Raw genomic sequence first — 20,659 nt, 5'->3', positions numbered from 1 at the left:
CTATTATACTTTACTCGCAGCAGCGTTATCCGAAGTTCCCAGGCGCAAAATTTCTACGGTCAGATAAACGTACAGCAATTACCCGTTCTCCAGCGCTTTTTCCTGCACGGTTAGAACAAAGCGTTGGGCGTGCTGCGCCAGCTGCTCGAACTGTCCTTCTTGAATGTAGTCGGTACGCACCAGCTTGGAGCCCAGGCCGAAGGCAGAAGCACCCGCCTTCAAGTAATCCGCAACGTTGTTCATGTCCACTCCGCCCGTGGCAATGATAGGAATGTGCTGCAGCGGGCCGCGGATTTCCCGAATATAATCCGGACCAAGCGTTCCGATCGGGAACAGCTTGACCGCCTTCGCCCCAGCTTTCCAGGCACGAACGATTTCCGTCGGTGTAAGCACACCAGGCCACACATCCACACCGCGCTCAGCCGCAAAGGAGATGACCTCCTCGTCCAAATTCGGAGAAATGAAAAACTGTGCTCCGCATGCGAACGCCTCTCGGGCTTCATCAAGATCCGTTACTGTTCCCGCGCCTATATATGCCCTACCGTCGAACCGTTCCCGCCAACGGTGGATGATCTTCGCAGCGCCTTCCGTATTCATGGTCACTTCCATGAAGCGGACGCCGCCTGTCACGAGCGCCTCTCCGGCAAGATCGGCCGCCTCTCCGGTAAAGCCGCGAAAAATAGCTATGATGCGTGTCTGCAGCATCTGCTCCGTTATGGAGATACCGGCTGCCGTTATCGAGTTATCGATTTTCATCGTTGCTTTATCGGCTTCCGTCATCATCTGCCATTCCCCCTTTCTTGTTCTCCGGACGTATTCAACAGCTCGCTTACATTGCGCCTCCGGCAGCTGCATGACGCAACTTTTCCGCCCGATTCTTCGCAAAAGCCGCGCTGCCGATCACTCCGCCATCATCAATCAACTCCCCTTGACGGATCGTCAACCGCTCCAAATAACCGTGATAGACCGAGCGCTGCAGCGTATCGCGCACCGATGTGAACAGTCGTTCTCCAGCCAGTGCCCCGCCGCCTCCGATGACGATAACGTCCGGACTGAGGAGCGAAATGGAGTACGCCAAACCTTTGCCAAGCACTTGGCCAGTATAGGTCAAAATGTCGACAGCGAGCGCATCGCCTTCGTCATAAGCTTGCGAGACATGAGCGGCGCTCAGTTCCCCGCGCTCGTATGACTCACGCAGAATGCTGTCTCGGCCCGCTTCCAGCGCTTGCTTCGCTTGGCGCACGATGCCCGTGGCGGAGACGACCGACTCCAAGCAGCCCGTAAGTCCACAGCCGCATGGTGTCGTTTCGCCGTCAATCGCTACATGTCCCAATTCGCCCGCCATGAAACCGCTGCCGTAATACAATTCACCGTTCACCACGGTAGCAGCTGCCAGCCCCGTTCCGATGGTCACACCGTGCACGACACCCGCTCCACGTCCTGCTCCGCTCATCGCTTCGCCATATACATACATGCGCACATCATTATCTATAAAAACAGGTACGCCAACCTTGACACTCAACCGTCCGGCAACGTCCACGTCATGCCACTTCAAATTGGATGCAAAGATGCTGACACCGCGCTCCGGATCAATAAATCCCGGAATGCCGGCTCCGACAGCAAGCAAGTGGCTGCGATCCAGCCCCGTTTTCGCGAACAGCTCATCAATCATGTCGGCCATCTTATCCAAAACGTGATCAACGCCGAGGGCTGCTTCCGTCGGCCGCTTCACCTTATCCACCATCTCGTAACGCTCGTTCACGAGGCCGCACACGATGTTCGTTCCACCTAGATCGATTCCTATCATATATTGCATGACTTCTCCACCTTGCCTTCCTTATAGCTGTGATTTATCCGTATTATAGCACGGAGCAGTCAACTTTTTGATTGAAAAAATCATAATCCAATTGTTGTGAATATACAACGTATTCATCGTACATTCGAGCTTTTCTGGATGTCAATGACTGCTTCTCACTTCAAGTGTTCGCCATAATTTCGCCTTAAATTTGCCTCAAACTTGGAAACAATATTAAAGACGAACTTGGTACAAATCGCTATAATAGTACTGTGATGTATGTCACACGCGCCACGCGCGATAAATCACAGCCAATTACAGCAGCAGAGCAGCCAGCCAGTTCTAAGCTGCCGTGAATCATTGTGCAGACTTAAATGCTCTCGATTCCCTACAGTATACAGGTACTTTGCTCTGGAGCGAGTCTGCTAACGCAGCTTGCCGGTCAACCGTTATTCGAGAGACCCCGGTTCAAGTATTATTTTAATTCGGATTGTAAGAGGTGAATGACCCATGACGTATGTAGACATTAGCAATATAAGCCCGCAATTGTTCGTAACGGTGCTTTTTTTCCTGCTTATCGTATGCCCGCTTCTCAGTCTCGGTGTAGTTCGTTTCTTCCAACAGCGTGTGAAGGCCGGAATTACTTATATCGCTTCCGCGGTCGTATCTTACGTCGTCTTTCTCATCGTTGCGGACTTTGTGGCCAAGACCTGGAGCTGACTCTTTCTTCGAAGGAGTCGGCTTTTTTTATTCTCGTGCCTCAAGAGGCTCCCGCTCCCGTATTCCTGACATTCCATCTTCACAATGCACCTACACGTCCGCTTCCCGTCTCATGACGAAATAACGAAACAATGCGTCTTCAAAGCGGTATTCTGTCAACCCTACTGTCGCGAAGCCGAATGACTCGTAAAAATGAACCGCCTTCGCATTGCTTTCCAGTACAGCAAGCCAGACGGCAGAAGGGACAGCTTGTTCCATTCGTGCCAGGCAGACGTTCATAAGCTCACGCCCGATACCGTGACGCTGGAAATCAGCTTGCACATAAATTTTTTGCAGTTGCATCGGATGCGGCGTATCGACGGATTCATGGCCTGAACCGTCCTTCAGCTTCATGTAGCCGGCAGGCTTCCCATCCCAATAGGCCACATAGAAGTGATTGTGCGGCTTCTGCAAGCTCACAGCCAGCTTCCCCGGGGCGAACGTCGCTTCCACATATTTTGCGAGCGTATCAGGTTGGAACAGTTCCCCGAACGTTTCTCGAAACGTCGCTGCTCCGATCTCCGCCAGCAATTCGGCGCATTCCTCACCCACATGTACAATCTCGATCACGTTATCACATTGATTTTCCGTCTTCAGTCGATCCATATAATTCTCCCTTTTTCTATAAAGCATAATGTTGATATTCGCACAGTGCGAACTAATGTTCTATTACATAAACATTACCCCCTATTCTGTGAATTTGCAACTATGAATTTTGCAACGAATATCTGTTTGCATAAGATTAAAATACTGTATTTGGACAAGCACCCGCATGCACCCAAAAAATGAATGTGCCGAAATCATTGACTTATTGTTAAAAGGTGCTATAACTATATAGAGTCAAGAACATAATTTCATATTCCTCGTTAGGTGAGGCTCCTATGTGGAGATATGCTGCTGCCCAAAAATGTCGAGAGACGCCAATGGGTCAACAGAAACCATCGACTTAAGGTGGTTTTTAACGTAGCTGGATGTCGCGTGCGTCATTCCTATGCCACATAGTGCTAAAACTCAACGAATAGAGGGCAATGGCACTTGTATTTGCTATATTTTTTAGCATGTAAATTTGCTGCGTATACCAAACATCCTCTTCGTTGCGGATGTTTTTTTCTATTTCAGGAGGTGATGAGAGATGGATGGTTCCCCCAGTCCCGAACCGCATAGCAAGCACAACAGCACATTCATAATTATATTTGGAGAACGTCCGTCTCTTATCATCTAACGAAGAGATGGACCATGAAGGAGGTCCATTACTATGGTATTAGCACCTGTTGTCATTGGAAATTACAAAGAGGATTCGGCTGGCAAGCTGATGAAAACTCAGTTCCTTGCCATTCATGAAACATTTACGGTTGAAGAAGCCATTGCTTATTACCGCAAGCATGGAAAAAACATGACGAATATTTATTATATTTATATTACGGACCACAAAGGATTGTTGAAAGGCGTCATCTCCGTAAGAGAATTATTAACCGCCGAAGATCATATTCGTGTTCAGGATATTATGATTAAGCAAGTGGTGTCGGTTACAGCCGACGTCGATCAGGAAGTGGTCGCTAAAATATTTGAGGAAAAAGATCTGGTGTCGATTCCAGTGCTGCACCAGTCGCAGCTGGTCGGCCTCATCGATGTCGATGATATTCTGGATGTCGTGCGGAAGGAAGCGACGGAAGATTTTCATAAGATGGCGCCAGTTACGTCCTTTGCGCAAAACTTGAAAACAGCAAGTATTTACACACTCTACAAAAAACGCATCCCTTGGCTCATTATTCTCGTCTTCATGAATATATTCTCAGGAGCGGGTATCGCCTCTTTTGAAGATTTAATTGCCACGAACGTGGCCCTGGTCTTCTTCCTGCCTCTGCTCATAGACAGTGGCGGTAATGCGGGTTCTCAAGCATCCACGCTCATGATCCGGTCCATGGCTGTGGGGGACATTAAGCTAAGAGATTGGTTCAAGCTGTTCACGAAGGAAGTATCGATCGCGTTCTTCCTCGGCATCACAATGGCGTTGGCCGTTGCAAGCATCGGGTGGTTCCGCGGCGGAATCGATATTGCCGTTATCGTTGCGCTAACGATGGCAGTTATTGTTATGGTCGGCAGCTTGATCGGGATGTCGCTCCCATTCATTTTCAGCAAATTGAAGCTTGATCCTGCAACAGCGAGCGCACCGCTCATTACGTCCATTGCCGATATTTGCGGCGTCTTGATTTACTTTTCCATCGCATCTGCGTACTTAAATCTGTAAAGAGCAAGGTTGCGTTAACCCGCTTGCCGTTGGACTGCATACCTACATTTTCCCAATAAAAAAAGAGGGCGCTTGGGCCCTCTTTTACTCTATCTTGATTCTGTTATACTATCCTTCTTGCTGCTCTGCGTTATCGTCCTGATTGCCTTCCGTCTTGGTCACCTGGAGGCCAGCTCCCTTATAAAAATCGGACTTCAACGTGTTAAATTGGGTCGTATAGTCATTGAACTGTGTCTTTAATTCCTCCACTTGCCGGTATACTTCATTCCGTTCGGAAATCCCTGTCGTAATCGACTTCAGCTTCGTATTTTGCGACTTCAATTCGTCATAGATGAATTGCTCGCGTTCCAGCCATTGACCATACTTCTCATGCAATGCCTTGAACGTGTCATATCGCTTCACATAAGCGGTGTACGCCTGTTCCGCCTGCTTCTTCAACTCTTCATCCTTCAGCTTAGCGATGGCCTTATCCAATTCTCCCATCTGGCTGCGCGCGTCATCAAGGTGCACCTTCACTTGCTCAATCGCCTGTTTGCGTTCTTCCAACGCTTTGTTCGTATTATCAATCAACGTTTGCACGTTGCGATTGTCTTGTTTCCCTTGATCTAAAATATTGATATATTGCTTCTCGTCCTTATCTTCCAACGTCTTCAACGTTTCCAAGGCGGTCGTAACGTTCACTTCTGCCGAAGAAGCCTTCTCGAACGCTTCGAATATCTTCGTCGTCGGCGCAGCGCCGCATCCGGTCAATCCTACTACTACAGATAACAATGCCGCGATAGCGGTAAATTTCTTCCAGCTTGCCAATCTCTTAACCTCCCAGTCCGAATGCTATAATCGCTTGTCATGATGGAAATTGCATACGAAATGCGCATTCGGGTCATACACTTCAAATTCATAGCCCTTGCTCTGAATATATTCAATAATGGAAGGCAAAGCTTCCAATGTCTGCTGACGATCGTGAAGAAGAATAACTTCCACGTCTGCCGTTAACGTTCCTTTGATCTGCTCGAGAATCCGGTTCGGCTGTCCGATAAACTTCCAGTCAAGCGAATCGAGCGTCCAATCCCACATTTTAAAGCCCGCATCCGCAATATCCTTGCGGAACGACTCGCCGATTTGCGGCGCGCTGCCGTATGGTGCCCGAATCAGCGTCGGCTTAAATCCGGTCAGATTCTCCACGATACCCTGCGCTTCCTGGAACTCCTTGATGAAATTCCCTGAACCGCCGCTTTTATAGAGCTTGTTGAAATCGTGCGTCATGCTATGTAGCCCAGGATAATGGCCCTCTTCTACCATTCGCTTGACGGCATCCGGATAAGTGTTCATATTATCGCCCAACATGAAATAAGTCGCTTTAATATCGTGTTGCTTCAATAAGTCCATCATATCGTTAGAGTATTTACTCGGTCCGTCATCGAACGTCAAATAGGCAACTTTACGAGTCATGCCATTAAACTCTTTTGGTGTCTCTTTCTCTTTCGCCGCCGAGGCGAACGTGGCTACTTCCGTCACGATCAGATCGCTGCCAGAGGCCGATACCGTGCCAAGCAAGCTCTTCCCTGCGGCATATATGCCTATGCCGATTGCCACAAATAGCAAAAACAGAATCATACGTCCTATAAATTTCTTGCGACTTCTCCGGCGACGTTTGCCGACCGTCACCATTCCTCTATCCACCATTCTACATATCCACTTCCTTCTAGCGACTTCGTTCGACATTACTATAATATAAATCTACCATTTTGGCATTACAGAAACGTTACAAGATAAGAAGTTTTGTCAAAAATTTAGATACAATGTTGTTACCATTTTAGGGAGCGGCTGTAATGGCGCTTACAAATGAGAAAAATGACCTTTGTTCGCTCTAACTGCATTTGTGCACTGTTTCTGCCTTCTTCCGATATATGGCCGTTGAGCTGTAAAAATGCATACACTTTACTTACAAAAACGGCAAAAAAACCGACGCTGATTAAAAACCAGCGTCGGCTCTAACATCCGCACCACGGGGTGTGGATGACTTCATGATGGATGTATAGTCTTACTGTCTGCTGTCCATGTGGCGAGAGACGACGTGCTGCGGCATGCCGTTCAAATAAGCCGCAATATTGCCAGAAGCAATATCCAGCAAGCGGCGTCTCGCTGCTTGGGACGCCCATGCCATATGAGGCGTAATGATAATCCGCTCTTGCTTAGCAATGAGCGGGTGATGCTCCTGCGGCGGTTCCTCGGACAGCACGTCGAGCAGGGCGCCCTCAATTACATATTGCTCGACTGCTCCGGCTAACTCAGCTTCATTAACGAGCGCGCCCCGCGCGGTATTTATCAGAACTGCCGTCGACTTCATCCGATTCAAGAACGTCTTGTTCACCATACCCTTCGTCTCATCATTTAACGGACAATGAAGAGAGACCACATCGGACTGTGCCAGCAGTTCGTCCTGCGTCACAACTTGAACATGCGGAACGTTCAGCGCATTTCGCTGGCTGCGGGAGGTAATCAGCACCCGCATGCCGAACGCATGCGCCAATTGCGCTACCTTCTGTCCGATGCGGCCATACCCGATAATGCCGAAGGTCTTCCCCGCCAGTTCCGTCTGCGGAGTCAGCCAGAAGCTGAAATCTGGTTGTCGGGACCATGCACCCCGTTTTACGGCCTGATCATGAGCTTCTACTCGGTGGCACCATGACAGCAGCATGGCAAATACGTATTGGGCAACGGTATCCGTTCCGTATGAAGGCACGTTCGTAACGGTAATGCCCTGTTGAATTGCGGCTTCCACATCGACGACATCATAGCCTGTCGCCAGCACTCCGATGTAACGCAATTGCGGCAGCTGCCGCAACGTCTCGCCCGTCAAAGGTGTCTTATTGGTGAGTATGATAGACGCTTCTCCTACACGACTTACGATATGTTCCGGCTCTGTCCGCTCATATGTGCTCAATTCCACAATCGAAAGCGGCAGGTTCGCCGCCTCCGCTACAGCGGAACGCACCACTTCCCAGCTCAAGTCGCCCGGGTTAAGCGCGTATCCATCCAATATGACGATGTTCATCCGTAAGCATCTCCCTTGGACCTTCTCTTCATAATCGCGCTTGCTGAGATGTTGCCGGTCTTAGTCGTCCTGCTTCGACAGCGCCGCCTTCAGCAGCTCGCCCAAGTTGTTGCCTATCGGCTCTTGCTTCTCGTATTGCTTGACTAACTGCCGTTCTTCCCGCTTGCGGACCTTGCCTCCGCCTTCCTCCAGCTTCTCCGTAATGTTGCACGGCAGACACTGGACGAATTTCCCCGCCTTGCCGATCTTGAATTCCATCTTCTTATGGCACTGCGGGCAGCGGCGATTGGATAGATTTTTCTCCTCGGAGCGTTTGTATTCGCATGATTTGCTCGAGCAGATGAGCCGTGTGCCGCGCTTGCCCTTGCGTTCCATGAGGCGGGAACCGCACTCTGGACAGAAGCGGTTGGTCAAATTGTGCGGCTTGTATTCGGCAGCACTCGTCTTCACTTCACTGACCAATTGCTCTGTCATCTGCCGGATATGCGTCATGAATACGGACGTGCGCGCTTCACCGCGCGCAATTCGTTCCAGCTCCCGCTCCCATTCAGCCGTCAACTCCGGTGACCGCAGCAGTTCGGATACGAGGTTAATCAGCTGTGTCCCCTTGCCGGTCGGTTGAAGCGATGAGCCCTGCCGCTCAATCGTATCCGACGAGACCAGCTTCTCGATAATATCTGCACGTGTCGCCGGCGTGCCGAGTCCATGCTTCTCCATCTGAGTGAGCAACGTTGCTTCCGTATATCGGGCAGGCGGCTTCGTACGATCACGACGGGTGAAGACGCGCTTGACATTCAAGCGGTCCCCCTGGGACAAGCTTGGGAAACGCTGCTGCTCTTCCTTCCAAGAAGACCGCGCATCGCCGTCCTCCTCCTCGGAAGACGCGTCGTCCCAATCGTCCTCATATGCTTTGCGCCAGCCGGAATCCAGCATCGTCCGGCCCTTGGCATACAGACGCTCGCCGCCCATTTCGACGACAATGGTCATTTGCTCATAACGTACCGGCGGGAGGAATAGCGAAATAAAGCGGCGCGCGATCAGATCGTACAGCTTTCGCTCGTCCGATGAGAGCGCCGCTAGCCGCAACGGTTCATCGGTCGGAATGATAGCATGATGATCCGTCACCTTGCTGTCATCGACGATCCGCTTCGTCACTGGCAGCTTCGAGCGCAGCAGCGGTCTGACCAGTGCTGCATAAGGACCAACCGCCATAGCATCCAACCGCTCCGGTAGTGTGCTCGTCATATCAGACGATAAATAACGGCTATCTGTGCGCGGATACGTAACGAGCTTATACTGCTCGTACAGACGCTGCAGCACGTTCGAGGTCTGCTTGGCCGAGAAGCCGTAGCGGCGGTTCGCGTCACGCTGCAGCTCGGTTAAATCATATGCGAGCGGATGCGGTTCGCTCTTCGCCGCCTTCTTCAATTCGGCAACAACCGCCTGCTTGCCCTGCAAGCGGCCAACCGTGGCTTGAGCCGCTTGCTCATCAAATACGCGCGAATCGCCATTCTTGCCGCGCCAGGCCGCCTCAAAGCCGCCGAAGTCCGCGAAAATCGTATCGTAATCCTGTGATCGAAACTCGCGGATCTCCTGTTCCCGATCCATAATCATCGCCAACGACGGCGTCTGCACCCGACCAGCCGACAACGGTGTCTCGAACTTGCAGGTTAAGGCACGCGTAACGTTCAAGCCAATAAGCCAATCCGCCTCGGCACGGCAGCGGGCCGATTCGTACAGCCGATCGAACTGGCTGCCCGGCTTCAATTGACGGAAGCCCTCGCGAATCGCTTTGTCCGTCTGTGACGAAATCCACAACCGACGAAACGGCTTGTTCCATTTCACCATCTGCATAATCCAGCGCGCCAGCAGTTCCCCCTCCCGCGCCGCATCGGTAGCAATGATGAGCTCCTTCAAGTCTTGACGCTTGCTAAGATGCTGCACGGCCTTGAATTGATGCGCCGATTCGCGCAGCACCGTCAATTTCATGCGCTCCGGTACCATTGGCAGGTCCTCTAAGCGCCAAGTCTGATATTTCTTATCATAATCTTCCGGTTCGGCCAAGCCGACGAGGTGGCCGAGTGCCCAAGTGACCACATATTCCGGTCCTTCAAAATATTGCTTATGATTCGTACGGCATCCGAGCACCCGAGCAATTTCACGGGCGACGGACGGTTTCTCCGCAAGAACGAGTGATTTCATAGCTCCAATCCTTCCATTCCCTTTGGTTTTTCTTATTATACCATGCTGAACAAATGAGAGCGGTCAACGGAACGGATGATTCCAACCTTCTAGCGATTACACAGAAAATAGGCCCGCTGCGCTTGGAGAAAGCTTGTGCCAACTGATATAACCGGTACTATAGCGATCGCACCGCTCCTCCATCCGCCAATAGAGCTTGTCCTGTCATATAGCTGTTTGCCGGCGAGGCAAGGAAGGCGATCAGCCTGCCCATTTCCTCGGGCTCCCCGTATCGTCCGATCGGAATCCGAACTCGCTCCTCTTCCGCGATTTGCTCTATGCTGACCTGCTTCGCGCGCGCCGCCAATTCATCTAATTGAAGCACGCGGTCTGTAGCGAATCGACCCGGCCCGACTGTATTGATCAATATGTTATCCTTCGCCAACTCAGGAGCCAATGTCTTCGCTAAACCTAATACACCGACACGCAGCGTAGAGGATATAACCAAATTCTCGATCGGTTGTTTGTGAGCGGAAGACGTAATATTCACAATCCGGCCGAACTGCTGTTGCCGCATGTAGGGCAGAACAGCGCGGATCGAGCGCACGTAGCTGAGCAACGTCAATTCAAATCCATGCTGCCAGGCCGCATCATCCATGTCATCAAATGTACCCGGGGCCGGACCGCCGCAGTTGTTTACCAAAATATCTACGGTTCCGTAACGCTCAATCGTTGCTGCCGCGACCTTCTCGATATCTTGCGCTTTCGTAATATCAGCAACAGTAGAGAATGGTTTTGTCCCCGTTCGTTCCTCTATGCTGCGGACTGCTTCAGCTACAGTGTCCTCATGCCGGCCCACCAGCATAATTTGAGCTCCTTCCTCTGCCAATGCGGATGCTGCTGCAAATCCTAAGCCTTTAGAAGAAGCCAGTATGATAGCTGTTTTACCTTGCAATTGTAAATTCATTTTTCAACTCCCCTTTCTGTTCATCATTCCATTGAGACAAGTTACCAATAGTATACCAAATAAAACCACAATTTGAGGGGAGTGCCGGAGAATAGCTTCCCCGCATCGCGACACACTAAACGGTACGGGCTAAAGGAGGACATCCATTTGAAATCAGTCGATGCAAGCCGCCGTTCCAGCATGCTTGAATGGTGGGATAAGGCTCTCTTTTTTTATAAATTCATAAGATCTCCTCAACAGATCGGGAGCATCTTCCCCAGCTCAGAAGCATTGGCCTCGCAAATGACCAAGCCTGTCGATTGGCTTCTGGCTGAAGCTGTAGCCGAACTCGGTTCTGGGACAGGCGTCGTGACCAAGCATATCCGTGCAAAAAAGCAAGCACATGCCGCAATGCTGCTATTCGAAAAAGACACAGATATGCGGCGTAAACTGTCCTATCAGTATCCAGATGTCTTCATCGGCGAAGACGCGCTTCTGCTCTATACTACGATGCAGCAGCAGGGATTAAGCCAATTGGATGCAGTGATTAGCGGGCTACCGTTCGCCATGTTTCCCTTCGCTGTCCGAGAATCGATACTCGACACCGTGGAGCAGTCGTTAAAGCCGAACGGCCTCTTCGTCACCTTCCAATACACGCTCCATATGCGCAAACGATTAGAAGAACGCTTTACCATGGAGCATATTCAATTTGTACTGTGGAACTTGCCACCCGCTTTCGTCTATGTGTGCCGCAAAAAACCGATGGGCAGTATGTGTGCCGGAATAATAAAAACCTCTTCCTTCTCTCGCTAACGGTGTCCCGTCCTCCTATGCTATGATTAGTCACGATGACGGGACATTCGTTGTTCCTTGGGAGGAGGTTCGCCTTCTTGCGTTTCAATGCTTATCAGCTCAAGTTGTTCGCGATGGCGCTTATGCTGCTGGACCATATCCACGCCTTCATTCCGGGCTCTCCCGATTGGTTCCACTGGCTCGGGCGAATCGCTGCGCCTATCTTTTTCTTTTTCCTCGTTGAAGGCTTCGTTTACACGCGGAACCGGGAGAAGTACATGCTCCGCATGCTCATCTTTACAATCATCATGGCCGCAGGAAGCGATGCGCTTGTCCTTTTGCTGCCTGGCGGCAGCATCCCCAACAACATCTTTTTGTCGATGTTTGCGGCGCTCATGCTCATGACGACACTCGACTGGGTGCGTCAATCTCGCCAGTATGTGATAGGCTCCACGCTGAGCATCTTACTTAGCATAGTGATGGTGTTCTTTGTAGAATTCAGCTGGCTTGCGGTATCGATGACGCTTGTCTTTTATGTATTCCGTGGGCGCACAGCCGCTCTCGTTATTGGCTATGTCATCTCTTCTCTGCTGCTAACGCTGGGGCCATACGCGCTTATGCCGGATGCGGCCACCAAGTGGACGTACGACGAACTGTTTATTCTGCACCCACAGTGGATGATGATTGCCGCAGTCGTTCCGATTCTGCTTTATAACGGATCCCGGGGGAGCAGTTCGAAGCGAACGAAGTATATGTTTTACTTGTTTTATCCCATACATATCTGGTTATTGTATGTAGTCGGTTACATCGATTTTGACAGGGGGAGCCTCTGATGCGTTTGAACGGATTTCAATTGAAGCTCTTGGGGATGGCGCTTATGCTCCTCGACCATCTGAAGCAATTCATTCCCGGTATGCCGCTCTGGTTCGGTTGGCTGGGAAGAATTGTGGCGCCTATCTTTTTTTATTTCATCGTGGAAGGCTTTTTCCACACGCGTGACCGCAAAAAATACATGCTGCGTCTGGCGATATGGGCTGTTATCACCAAAGCAGGCAGCACACTGCTGCAATATGCCCTGCCTGGCGGCTCTCCGATTATGAACAACATCTTCCTGTCGCTTCTCTTGGCGCTCCTGCTGCTGACGGCGATTGAATGGACGAAGGCAACGGGCCGCATAGCGCTAGGCACGCTATATATCGTTCTGGCAATCATCGGCGGAACCTTTACCGAAGCTAGCATTCTCGGCGTCATGATGACATTCGTCTTCTATTTCTGCCGCGGGAATAAAGGCAACATGGCCCTTGCTTATGTCCTGTCCATGCTGTTCATTACGCTTGGTTTGGAGTTCAGCAGTCCGAATCCCATGTTCACATATGAGAATTTGTTCCTGATCAACTACCAATGGATGATGATTTTCGCGATTATCCCGATATTGCTGTACGACGGAAGCCGCGGCTATCACGCCCCATGGTCCAAGTACATGTTCTACGTATTCTATCCCGTTCACATTTGGCTGTTGTACACGTTCAGTTACCTCATTGCGAATCCTTAAATAGCGGGCGGTTGGAAAGGATAGCTCGGTATTCCTTTTGAATCGCTCTTCCTTCTCGTCAGGTTCTCTCTTTTGTTCGCTTAGCTCCACTCTCCCTTCTCATCAGAAACATTTTTAAAAGGTCTTGGCCATAAGCCACCCCTTGGAATAACAGCGTTCATTTCTTATGAAAAGGTATTATTGATTTGATGAGTTGCAGCTCCTTTTCTGAACAAAGGGGAGAATGAGGCTAAGCACTGGAATACAGTCTTATGGAGCTAGATTAGAAATAAATTCCACACCATATATGCTGACAAGTCATTACGATTTCACAAATGTGCATAATGCGCACAAAAAAAAGCCGCAGACGCGCGGCTTTTTGGTCATCCCCCTGTCAAGCAGACAGATGAAAAAAGCTTAATCTATATATTCGTTTAGCTTTTGCATATTTCGTATCGTAATTTCCCGTGTGCCTTTGATTTCAATAATACCCAGTCGTTCAAACTTGCTGAATTTGCGGCTGATGGTTTCCCGCGTGACTCCGACATAGTTGGCCATTTCTTCGCGTGAAAGAGGGAGTTCAACCTTTATCCGTCCCTGCGCTCCCTGCGCCGGTTTGCCATATTTATTCCCGAGTTCCAAGATCATATAGGCAATACGTATTTCAGGGTCCTTTGTAGCCAAGCTTTGGGCCAGGTTTTCCGTGTGCGCCAATCTTTTCGTAACCGTTTTGAGCAGCTTCAACGAAATATCCGGGTTGCTTCGGACAAGATGCTCCATATCATCTTTGGTAAACATGCAAATGTCGGTTTTTTTCAGCGCATATGCGCTAAAATTACTCAATTCATCACTGTTGAAAATATTCAACTCGCCAAAAAAATCTCCATTGGACAGGATATGCAAGATTTGCTCTTTTCCTTGAGGCGTCATTTTCAGCAGTTTGACATGGCCTTGCTTAATAATGAACAATGTGTCCGAAGGTTGTTCCTCCAGAATCAGCGCTTCGCCTTTCTCATACTTTCTGTGTCTAATCATCGCGCTGACTTTGGCCAAATCCTCATCAGAAAGAGAGGCGAAAATGGGTACTTTGCGGGTGCATGGCTCCTCGGCGTATTGGCAGGAATTTTCTGTCATCGTATCCACTCCATTCACTCTATCTGCTCCATGTACAGTCCGAAAGCATGACCGCACAACGTTTCATTGCTGTTAGCCTTCAATAGGCGCAAATTGGCTCTTGTCTTCGCCGCAAACCGGACAAACCCAATCCTCGGGAAGATCCTCAAAAGCTGTACCGGGTAAAATATCTTCATCAGGGTCACCAATGCTCGGATCGTAAATATACCCGCAAGGCTGACATATATATTTTTTCATAGTTTTCTCTCCTTGTCATTGCAATCTTCTCGTGACTTCGTTCATTACTTCCTCTACGTCGCAGATTGCTAAGTCTATTCCATCAAGATTAAGGCTTTGTTCAATAGCGGCTTTATACGGTAAGGAAGCGGCAACGTTTTCGAATGCAATAGCTCCGCAAAGGGAGTTGTTTTTAATAAAAATCCGTTTATACCGCTCTTGAGCCGAATCGGTTATGCTGGTAGCGCACTGCTGTTCTTCCACCAGGCCGATAGAGAATAAGGGGGTGTTAAAAGTGTTGGACAAGGTCATTGGAACCGACCGTTGGTAAACCGCTTTGTGGTTGGCCATATTGGCCCCGGCCACTTTCCCCTGCTCGATGGCACATCCCCACAGACCGTCCACCTTGCCCTGGAATTCGGCGCAGTCCCCCGCGGCATAAATATGAATGTTGTTTGTTTGCATTTGATCGTTTACGATAATGCCCGTCCCGACTTCCAGATCTGCCTCGCGGGCAAGCGCAATGTTCGGAATCACTCCGATTGAATAGACGACATGCTCACAGGCAAGAGTCGAGCCGTCTTCAAGCTCTATACCTTCTGCGCGGCTTGTGCCAATAATGCGTTTGACACCTTGCCCAAGTCTCACCTCTGCTCCGAATTCAACAGCTTTTTTCATCAACATCGCCGAGGATTGGGCATCCAGCTGCCGGGGCATAAGCCGCGATCCAGCCTCAATAATAGTGACGGGATATCCGGCCTGGATAAGCGACCAGGCGGTTTCCAATCCTTGAATGCCGCCCCCGATGACACAGATCCGATCCCCAATCCGCAAGGCGTTCTTGAACTTGTCCGCATCACGCCTGTCCCGAATGTTATGCACGTTTGATAGAGAAGCGCCTTGCAGACTCAGCTTGCGATTTGTGGCTCCTGTACACAGAAGAAGTTTATGATACGCAATCGTCTGGCCGTCAACGGTCATAACCGCTTTTTTTTCCGTATCAATGGAAGCGATCCGGGTACTGTCATGTACTGTAATTCTATTTTCGCGGAACCATTTTTCTTTCTTGATCAATACTTTTTCACTGTGTAGATCTGTAAACAAGCCTTTCGAAAGCTTTACCCTGTTGTACGGAAGGGCCGACTCCTCCCCAAAAATGGATATTTGCGCTTCGTCATCATGATCTCTGATTGCTTTGGCTGCATTTACGGAGGCAACTCCGCTGCCAACAATAACATAATGGTTGTTCTCGGCCATACTTATCTTCCTTTCTATAGCCTGATCTCGTTAAACCGCGCTAAGCAGCAGGTCTGAGATGAATTCGGCAGCATTTCTGATTTTTTTGATTTTTTCTTCTTCCTTTGGTGAGAAGCGCACACGCACAGGGAACTCTACATGCGTCATTCCGGTTGACTTGATTACGTTAGAGGTGCTTTGCACGGTCATGTTCGTCTTATTCAAATAATCCTGAACGACTTCAATGGCTTCGCCGCTCCAACCGTAAGAGCCGAAGGCTGCTGCAAGCTTCCCTTCCAGGTCCATCTTCTGCATCTTCTGCAAAAGGGTCTCCAATTTACCGGTCATATCCGCATATTTAGTCGAGCTGCCGATAAAGACGGCGTCCGCAGCCCCGATGCTGCTTAATATCTCAGTCTCGTCAGCCTTGTCCACGTCCCACAGATCCACGCTGATATTGTTTTCCACAAAACAATCCCTCAGGATATGGGCCATTTTTTTGGTGTTATTTTTAAGCGTTGCATATACAATCGTTACTTTCTTGTTGTCCTTTGTTTCGGTGCTGAACTCATCATACAAGCTGATGTACTTAGCAATGTCACGCCGTAGTATAAAGCCATGGGAAGGGGCAATGATGTCGATCTCCAAATCCCGGATGGCTTCCATCAGTGTCCGTACATATCTTCTGTGCGGATGGATAATTGCCTGGTAATATCCGGTGAAATCCTCGGTGATATCATATCCCGCTTCATCTGCAAACAAATGCTCCACGGCTACATGGGTGCTGAAAATATCGCAGGGAAACAATATTTTATCCTCTATACAGTAAGTAATCATTGTTTCTTCCGTATGCAGATAAGGAGTTTCTTTGAAGAGAAGCGTCTTGCCGCCAATATCAAGCTGATCGCCATCTTTGACCACAAGATAATTGCGGTGCTGAAGCTTGTACATTTGTTGAATTTCCGGTACAGCGATTTCCGTGCAGACAATCGTGGCATTGGTTGCTTTGGAAGCCAGCGCCGCCAGACCGCCTGAGTGATCGGGTTCGGTATGGTTAATGACAATATATTGGATATCCAGCGGATCTATCATTTCGGCTATTTTTTCGGCGAACTCTCTTCCGAACTCCATATCTACCGTATCAATCACGGTTGGTTTGCCAGTTTTGAGCAAATACGAATTATAGGTTGTACCTTTTGTTAAAAGAAGACGATGAAAGGGAACCTCGCGGCTATCAATCTTTCCCACCCAGTAAATATCTTTGGACAGCTTAAATCCGGTTTGCATGACAATAACCTCCTGCGGATCATTTTTAACGAACACCCTGATTCTATGCCTATTTGCCGAAAAGAAAGAGGATTGAAATCAAATTTCCGAAAATAACACAATGGTTCCGAAGCCGGGCTGTGACTAATTGCGGCTTATGTGACTGGAATCACAAATTGTAAGCAGAAGTCCAATATAATAGAAATTAATTCAATCATTCAGCAGTTAAGAACAGGTGAACAGGAAAATAAATAACAACCTAACAGGAGAGTGATATCTAATGCAAAAGAGTAACCTTGCCCAGTTTCAAGAATATCAGGAGAACAAATTTACGAAACGCATTATTCACAAGGAAGCGGAAAATGTTATTTTCATTTTGAATTTTAGTCCGGGAGCCGAGCTGCCGACACATAATCATCCGGGCGCCAACGTATATATTCTGGTTCTTGACGGGAAGGGGACCGTAACCAGCAATGGGGCGGAAACAGCAGTAGTAGAAGGGGATATCATGCATATCACTGGAGATGAGAGTTTCTCTTATCGCAACGGAGCAGATACCGTCTCCAGCCTTTATGTGGTCCTGACGAAAACGCCGAACGAGCGTTATGCCCAAAATATCTGACAATTGCTAAAAAGAGGTCAGCCAGAAATCTCTGGTTGACCTCTTAATACGAAAATCCCCTCCAAGCTTTCTTGCGCCTTATGATGGCACAAGGTATTTTTGAATGTCTACTTCAAGGGGATAATACCATTTACAGAGTTAAATGAGCTTTTTCAGATCTTCGATGTTCTCTTTGTCCGCTTCATCCTTCACGTCATCCACCATACCTCTTGTCGAGTTGCGGAATTCGCGCAGCGTATCCCCGAATGCGCGGCCAAGTTGAGGCAGCTTCGCTGGCCCGAATATGACCAGGGCGATGAGCAGAATAATAATCAAACCCGAGACGCCAATATTGTTGAACATGTGAACTTCCTCCATTCGTTAACTGTTGGTAGGCAAAGCCGTCAGCCTGCGATAGTACAAGCTCGAAATGACGACACTGCATTCAAACAAGATGATTAACGGCACGACTACTGATAAATGCGACACGAAATCCGGTGGGGAAATGCATGAGCCGACGATGGCCAATCCCAAATAGGCATGCTTCCTTATGCCTCTTAGCTTCTCCGGGGTCAACAGCCCGAGCCGGGTCAGAAACAGGATGACGATCGGCATCTCGAACGCGACGCCAAGCGGGAACACGACATTGAACATAAACGAAAAGTAGCGGTCGATCCCATACGTTTCCATCGCGCCGATGCTCTGGTTCATTTTCATCAGAAACTGAAGCATCATCGGAAATACGACGAAATAGCTGAATGAAATGCCGATGAAGAATAGAAGAAACGAAGCCGGCACATAAGCCAAGGTCACCCGCGCCTCCTCGTCCGTCAGACCGGGCCGCACAAAAGCCCAAATCTGATAAAACAGTACCGGCAGCGAAATTAGTATTGAAAACAAAAACGCGCATTTCATATAAATGAACAACCCGTCGGTAAAGGAGAATACGTTCCATTCGATTCGGACGAGAAGCGGCCGCGATTTTAACAGCAGCAAAATGTGTGGAGACAAATATAACCCTGCGCAGAGCGCTAGCACGAACCAAATGAAGAACAAAATCAATCGCTTCCGGAGCTCGGTAAGATGAACGATTAACTCTTCCTGGCTGTTCATCATGTCACTCTCCTGTCGTCATATGCATTCAGGGGAGAAGGACCTCTATACCAAAGGCCCTCCCTCTTTCACATACTTCAAAACACCTTCAGCCGCTCGGTAAGCGAGCGCCCCCACGGTCCCCGTCGGATTGTAGCCGCTATTGTGGGCAAAGGCCGAGGCCCCAACGACGAACACGTTATCGGCATCCCACATCTGCAAGTAGTTGTTGATCGCTGATGCAGCCTTGTCCGCTCCCATAATGACTCCGCCCGTATTGTGCGTCGATTGGTATGGCACGATATTGTAGGCGGCCAGCTGGCTGCTCGATCCGATGGTGGTTGGTTTCATTTCCTGCATAATTTGCTTTGTTTTCTCCGACATAAATTTCACAAGCTCACGGTCCTGATCCTCGAAATCATACGTAATCCGCACGAGGGGGATACCGTAGGCGTCCTTATAGGTAGGGTCCAAATCCACATAGTGGTGTCTCCATGGCATACTGGCGCCCTGCGGAGCTATCGTCAGCACCCGGTTCGCATACTTGATGGACGCTTGTTTAAATTCCTTGCCCCATGTCGGCGTACCCTTCGGCACGGAATTGTTCGCTATCGGGCGCAATCCGGTTTGGGACAAGCGTATGCCGGCACCGTGAATGAAGTTGAGATCGGCATGATCGAAGTTGTCCCCGTTGAAATCGTCGATTTCGCTGCCCAGCGCGCCCGCGCCCGCATATAAATTGAACTCCTTATCGTCGTAGAAACCAACAGCGCTTCCGCCTTGCACTTGGTAGGCATAGTTTTTGCCGATAATCCCCGTTCCGTCTGCAGGGTTGTATGGCTTGCCCAGCTTGGAATGAAGCAGTAATCTGATGTTATTGAACACATAGCTGGCCAAAATGACAACGTCGGCCGGCTGTTCGAATTCTTCCCGTGTCATCGGGTTGATATAGATGACGCCCGTCGCTTTGCTGCCGTTATGCAGCAATCTCGTGACGTTAGCATAGGTTCGGATCTCAAGGTTGCCCGTCTTCTCGGCCACCGGTATGACGGTAACGACCGGATCTGCCTTCGCGCCGTACTCGCAACCGAAGCGTTCGCAAAACGCGCAATATTGGCAGGCCGCCCGCGCGATGCCGTCCGGATTCGTATAATTCGCGGACAAGTTCGCGGATGGCATCATATAGGGATGGAACCCGAGCTTTTTGGAAGCATCCTCGAACAGTGTAATGGCCGGTGTTTTCTTCATCGCCGGTGTCGGGAACGGATTCGACCGTTTGCCTACCATTGGATTTTGCTCCGGTTCGCCAGAGATGCCCGCCATTTTTTCGTACTTGTCGAAGTACGGCTCCAATTCGTTGTAGGTAATTCCCCAATCCTGAATGGTCATGCCTGCCGGAATCTTATTTTTCCCGTACCGTTCCACCGTCTTGGAATATATCTCAAAATCATAGGGCAGAAAGCGGAACGATTGGCCATTCCAGTGGATGCCTGCGCCGCCCAATCCTTCGCTGAGCAGGAACGATCCGTGAGTGCGCATCGGGAGGGCACGCACCTTCTCTGTATTCCGAAATGTAACGGTTTCCTTGGACAGGTCCTGCATTAAGTCATAACGCTGTGCATAGCGCACCTCGTCATGGACCATATAGTAGTCCGAGGTCTGCCTGCTCTTGCCCCGCTCGAGGCCGACGACTTTTATGCCTGCTTTCGTAAGCTCAGCGGCGATGATGCCACCAGCCCAACCCATACCGACAATAACGACAGGTACTCTAGGTAGTTTCGTAGCCATACGCAGTCCGTTCCCCTTA

21 protein-coding genes and 1 riboswitch are annotated in these 20,659 nt (G+C 49.6%); of the genes, 6 read left to right on the top strand and 15 right to left on the bottom strand.

Going from position 1 to position 20,659, the window contains the following annotated elements; genetic code table 11:
- Positions 1 to 78: 78 nt before the first annotated feature.
- Together A372_RS0124355 and A372_RS0124350 are read right to left on the bottom strand one after the other, a co-directional pair.
- On the bottom strand, positions 79 to 783 hold the full coding sequence (locus A372_RS0124355) for a bifunctional 4-hydroxy-2-oxoglutarate aldolase/2-dehydro-3-deoxy-phosphogluconate aldolase (protein WP_019423527.1): 705 nt from the start codon (positions 781 to 783) through the stop codon (positions 79 to 81).
- Between the two features lie 46 nt (positions 784 to 829).
- Entirely contained in the window at positions 830 to 1,816 is a 987-nt protein-coding gene (locus A372_RS0124350; protein WP_019423526.1) for an ROK family protein, read from the bottom strand.
- A 489-nt stretch (positions 1,817 to 2,305) separates the two neighbouring features.
- Here A372_RS0124350 and A372_RS0124345 point away from each other — a divergent pair, with 489 nt between their 5' ends.
- Entirely contained in the window at positions 2,306 to 2,515 is a 210-nt protein-coding gene (locus A372_RS0124345; RefSeq protein WP_019423525.1) for a hypothetical protein, read from the top strand.
- Positions 2,516 to 2,605: 90 nt separating this feature from the next.
- Here the strand turns inward: A372_RS0124345 and A372_RS0124340 are convergent, their stop codons facing one another.
- Positions 2,606 to 3,160, bottom strand: a complete 555-nt coding sequence (locus tag A372_RS0124340; RefSeq protein WP_019423524.1) for a GNAT family N-acetyltransferase — start codon at positions 3,158 to 3,160, stop codon at positions 2,606 to 2,608.
- Positions 3,161 to 3,409: 249 nt separating this feature from the next.
- Positions 3,410 to 3,585: riboswitch (M-box (ykoK) riboswitch) on the top strand.
- Positions 3,586 to 3,809: 224 nt separating this feature from the next.
- On the opposite strand from A372_RS0124340, the gene mgtE reads away from it, so the two are divergent.
- Positions 3,810 to 4,802 (top strand): magnesium transporter, encoded by a 993-nt coding sequence (gene mgtE / locus A372_RS0124335; RefSeq protein ID WP_019423523.1) that lies wholly within the window; start codon positions 3,810 to 3,812, stop codon positions 4,800 to 4,802.
- A 108-nt stretch (positions 4,803 to 4,910) separates the two neighbouring features.
- Here mgtE and A372_RS0124330 read toward each other — a convergent pair whose 3' ends face one another.
- The 5 genes from A372_RS0124330 to A372_RS0124310 form a co-directional block, all read right to left on the bottom strand.
- Positions 4,911 to 5,609 (bottom strand): YkyA family protein, encoded by a 699-nt coding sequence (locus A372_RS0124330; RefSeq protein WP_019423522.1) that lies wholly within the window; start codon positions 5,607 to 5,609, stop codon positions 4,911 to 4,913.
- A gap of 24 nt (positions 5,610 to 5,633) precedes the next feature.
- Positions 5,634 to 6,485: a polysaccharide deacetylase family protein gene (locus A372_RS0124325; protein WP_157259680.1), complete on the bottom strand. Its 852-nt coding sequence runs from the start codon at positions 6,483 to 6,485 to the stop codon at positions 5,634 to 5,636.
- A 358-nt stretch (positions 6,486 to 6,843) separates the two neighbouring features.
- A complete protein-coding gene (locus tag A372_RS0124320) occupies positions 6,844 to 7,857 on the bottom strand; it encodes a D-2-hydroxyacid dehydrogenase (RefSeq protein ID WP_019423520.1) in 1,014 nt (337 codons plus the stop codon).
- Between the two features lie 60 nt (positions 7,858 to 7,917).
- Positions 7,918 to 10,059 carry a DNA topoisomerase III gene (locus A372_RS0124315; protein ID WP_019423519.1) on the bottom strand — a complete coding sequence of 714 codons (2,142 nt, stop codon included), beginning with the start codon at positions 10,057 to 10,059 and terminating at the stop codon, positions 7,918 to 7,920.
- Between the two features lie 157 nt (positions 10,060 to 10,216).
- Positions 10,217 to 11,005 carry an SDR family oxidoreductase gene (locus A372_RS0124310; RefSeq protein WP_019423518.1) on the bottom strand — a complete coding sequence of 263 codons (789 nt, stop codon included), beginning with the start codon at positions 11,003 to 11,005 and terminating at the stop codon, positions 10,217 to 10,219.
- A 147-nt stretch (positions 11,006 to 11,152) separates the two neighbouring features.
- On the opposite strand from A372_RS0124310, the gene A372_RS0124305 reads away from it, so the two are divergent.
- The 3 genes from A372_RS0124305 to A372_RS0124295 all read left to right on the top strand — a co-directional run bounded on the left by A372_RS0124305 (position 11,153) and on the right by A372_RS0124295 (position 13,328).
- Positions 11,153 to 11,797, top strand: coding sequence for a class I SAM-dependent methyltransferase (locus tag A372_RS0124305; RefSeq protein WP_019423517.1), 645 nt, complete (start codon positions 11,153 to 11,155; stop codon positions 11,795 to 11,797).
- Between the two features lie 77 nt (positions 11,798 to 11,874).
- A complete protein-coding gene (locus A372_RS0124300; RefSeq protein WP_019423516.1) occupies positions 11,875 to 12,609 on the top strand; it encodes a TraX family protein in 735 nt (244 codons plus the stop codon).
- Positions 12,609 to 13,328 (top strand): TraX family protein, encoded by a 720-nt coding sequence (locus tag A372_RS0124295; protein ID WP_019423515.1) that lies wholly within the window; start codon positions 12,609 to 12,611, stop codon positions 13,326 to 13,328. Before A372_RS0124300 ends, A372_RS0124295 begins: the two co-directional genes overlap by 1 nt.
- Before the next feature lie 396 nt (positions 13,329 to 13,724).
- Here the strand turns inward: A372_RS0124295 and A372_RS0124290 are convergent, their stop codons facing one another.
- The 4 genes from A372_RS0124290 to A372_RS0124275 form a co-directional block, all read right to left on the bottom strand.
- Positions 13,725 to 14,441: a Crp/Fnr family transcriptional regulator gene (locus A372_RS0124290; RefSeq protein WP_019423514.1), complete on the bottom strand. Its 717-nt coding sequence runs from the start codon at positions 14,439 to 14,441 to the stop codon at positions 13,725 to 13,727.
- Between the two features lie 72 nt (positions 14,442 to 14,513).
- A complete protein-coding gene (gene rd / locus A372_RS0124285) occupies positions 14,514 to 14,678 on the bottom strand; it encodes a rubredoxin (RefSeq protein ID WP_019423513.1) in 165 nt (54 codons plus the stop codon).
- A 15-nt stretch (positions 14,679 to 14,693) separates the two neighbouring features.
- Positions 14,694 to 15,914 (bottom strand): NAD(P)/FAD-dependent oxidoreductase, encoded by a 1,221-nt coding sequence (locus A372_RS0124280; protein WP_019423512.1) that lies wholly within the window; start codon positions 15,912 to 15,914, stop codon positions 14,694 to 14,696.
- A gap of 30 nt (positions 15,915 to 15,944) precedes the next feature.
- Positions 15,945 to 17,180 carry an FprA family A-type flavoprotein gene (locus A372_RS0124275; protein ID WP_019423511.1) on the bottom strand — a complete coding sequence of 412 codons (1,236 nt, stop codon included), beginning with the start codon at positions 17,178 to 17,180 and terminating at the stop codon, positions 15,945 to 15,947.
- Positions 17,181 to 17,439: 259 nt separating this feature from the next.
- Between A372_RS0124275 and A372_RS0124270 the strand changes: the two genes are divergently transcribed.
- A complete protein-coding gene (locus tag A372_RS0124270; RefSeq protein WP_019423510.1) occupies positions 17,440 to 17,781 on the top strand; it encodes a cupin domain-containing protein in 342 nt (113 codons plus the stop codon).
- A 138-nt stretch (positions 17,782 to 17,919) separates the two neighbouring features.
- Here A372_RS0124270 and A372_RS0124265 read toward each other — a convergent pair whose 3' ends face one another.
- The 3 genes from A372_RS0124265 to A372_RS0124255 are packed head-to-tail and all read right to left on the bottom strand — an operon-like array spanning position 17,920 to position 20,640.
- Positions 17,920 to 18,123 (bottom strand): twin-arginine translocase TatA/TatE family subunit, encoded by a 204-nt coding sequence (locus tag A372_RS0124265; RefSeq protein ID WP_019423509.1) that lies wholly within the window; start codon positions 18,121 to 18,123, stop codon positions 17,920 to 17,922.
- Positions 18,124 to 18,141: 18 nt separating this feature from the next.
- Positions 18,142 to 18,873, bottom strand: coding sequence for a twin-arginine translocase subunit TatC (tatC, locus tag A372_RS0124260; RefSeq protein ID WP_019423508.1), 732 nt, complete (start codon positions 18,871 to 18,873; stop codon positions 18,142 to 18,144).
- Positions 18,874 to 18,918: 45 nt separating this feature from the next.
- A complete protein-coding gene (locus tag A372_RS0124255) occupies positions 18,919 to 20,640 on the bottom strand; it encodes a GMC family oxidoreductase (RefSeq protein WP_019423507.1) in 1,722 nt (573 codons plus the stop codon).
- Positions 20,641 to 20,659 lie beyond the last annotated feature (19 nt).

Source organism: Paenibacillus sp. OSY-SE, assembly GCF_000283315.1.
Classification (GTDB): domain Bacteria; phylum Bacillota; class Bacilli; order Paenibacillales; family Paenibacillaceae; genus Paenibacillus_B; species Paenibacillus_B profundus.
This window is presented reverse-complemented; position numbering and strand designations above follow the sequence as displayed.

Coding starts and splice junctions, on each gene's coding strand:
- A372_RS0124315 (WP_019423519.1), bottom strand. CDS start 10,059: ATGAAATCACTCGTTCTTGCGGAGAAACCGTCCGTCGCCCGTGAAATT.
- A372_RS0124255 (WP_019423507.1), bottom strand. CDS start 20,640: ATGGCTACGAAACTACCTAGAGTACCTGTCGTTATTGTCGGTATGGGT.
- rd (WP_019423513.1), bottom strand. CDS start 14,678: ATGAAAAAATATATATGTCAGCCTTGCGGGTATATTTACGATCCGAGC.
- A372_RS0124265 (WP_019423509.1), bottom strand. CDS start 18,123: ATGTTCAACAATATTGGCGTCTCGGGTTTGATTATTATTCTGCTCATC.
- A372_RS0124320 (WP_019423520.1), bottom strand. CDS start 7,857: ATGAACATCGTCATATTGGATGGATACGCGCTTAACCCGGGCGACTTG.
- A372_RS0124295 (WP_019423515.1), top strand. CDS start 12,609: ATGCGTTTGAACGGATTTCAATTGAAGCTCTTGGGGATGGCGCTTATG.
- A372_RS0124355 (WP_019423527.1), bottom strand. CDS start 783: ATGATGACGGAAGCCGATAAAGCAACGATGAAAATCGATAACTCGATA.
- A372_RS0124270 (WP_019423510.1), top strand. CDS start 17,440: ATGCAAAAGAGTAACCTTGCCCAGTTTCAAGAATATCAGGAGAACAAA.
- A372_RS0124310 (WP_019423518.1), bottom strand. CDS start 11,005: ATGAATTTACAATTGCAAGGTAAAACAGCTATCATACTGGCTTCTTCT.
- A372_RS0124280 (WP_019423512.1), bottom strand. CDS start 15,914: ATGGCCGAGAACAACCATTATGTTATTGTTGGCAGCGGAGTTGCCTCC.
- mgtE (WP_019423523.1), top strand. CDS start 3,810: ATGGTATTAGCACCTGTTGTCATTGGAAATTACAAAGAGGATTCGGCT.
- A372_RS0124340 (WP_019423524.1), bottom strand. CDS start 3,160: ATGGATCGACTGAAGACGGAAAATCAATGTGATAACGTGATCGAGATT.
- A372_RS0124350 (WP_019423526.1), bottom strand. CDS start 1,816: ATGCAATATATGATAGGAATCGATCTAGGTGGAACGAACATCGTGTGC.
- A372_RS0124290 (WP_019423514.1), bottom strand. CDS start 14,441: ATGACAGAAAATTCCTGCCAATACGCCGAGGAGCCATGCACCCGCAAA.
- tatC (WP_019423508.1), bottom strand. CDS start 18,873: ATGAACAGCCAGGAAGAGTTAATCGTTCATCTTACCGAGCTCCGGAAG.
- A372_RS0124275 (WP_019423511.1), bottom strand. CDS start 17,180: ATGCAAACCGGATTTAAGCTGTCCAAAGATATTTACTGGGTGGGAAAG.
- A372_RS0124325 (WP_157259680.1), bottom strand. CDS start 6,485: ATGGTGGATAGAGGAATGGTGACGGTCGGCAAACGTCGCCGGAGAAGT.
- A372_RS0124345 (WP_019423525.1), top strand. CDS start 2,306: ATGACGTATGTAGACATTAGCAATATAAGCCCGCAATTGTTCGTAACG.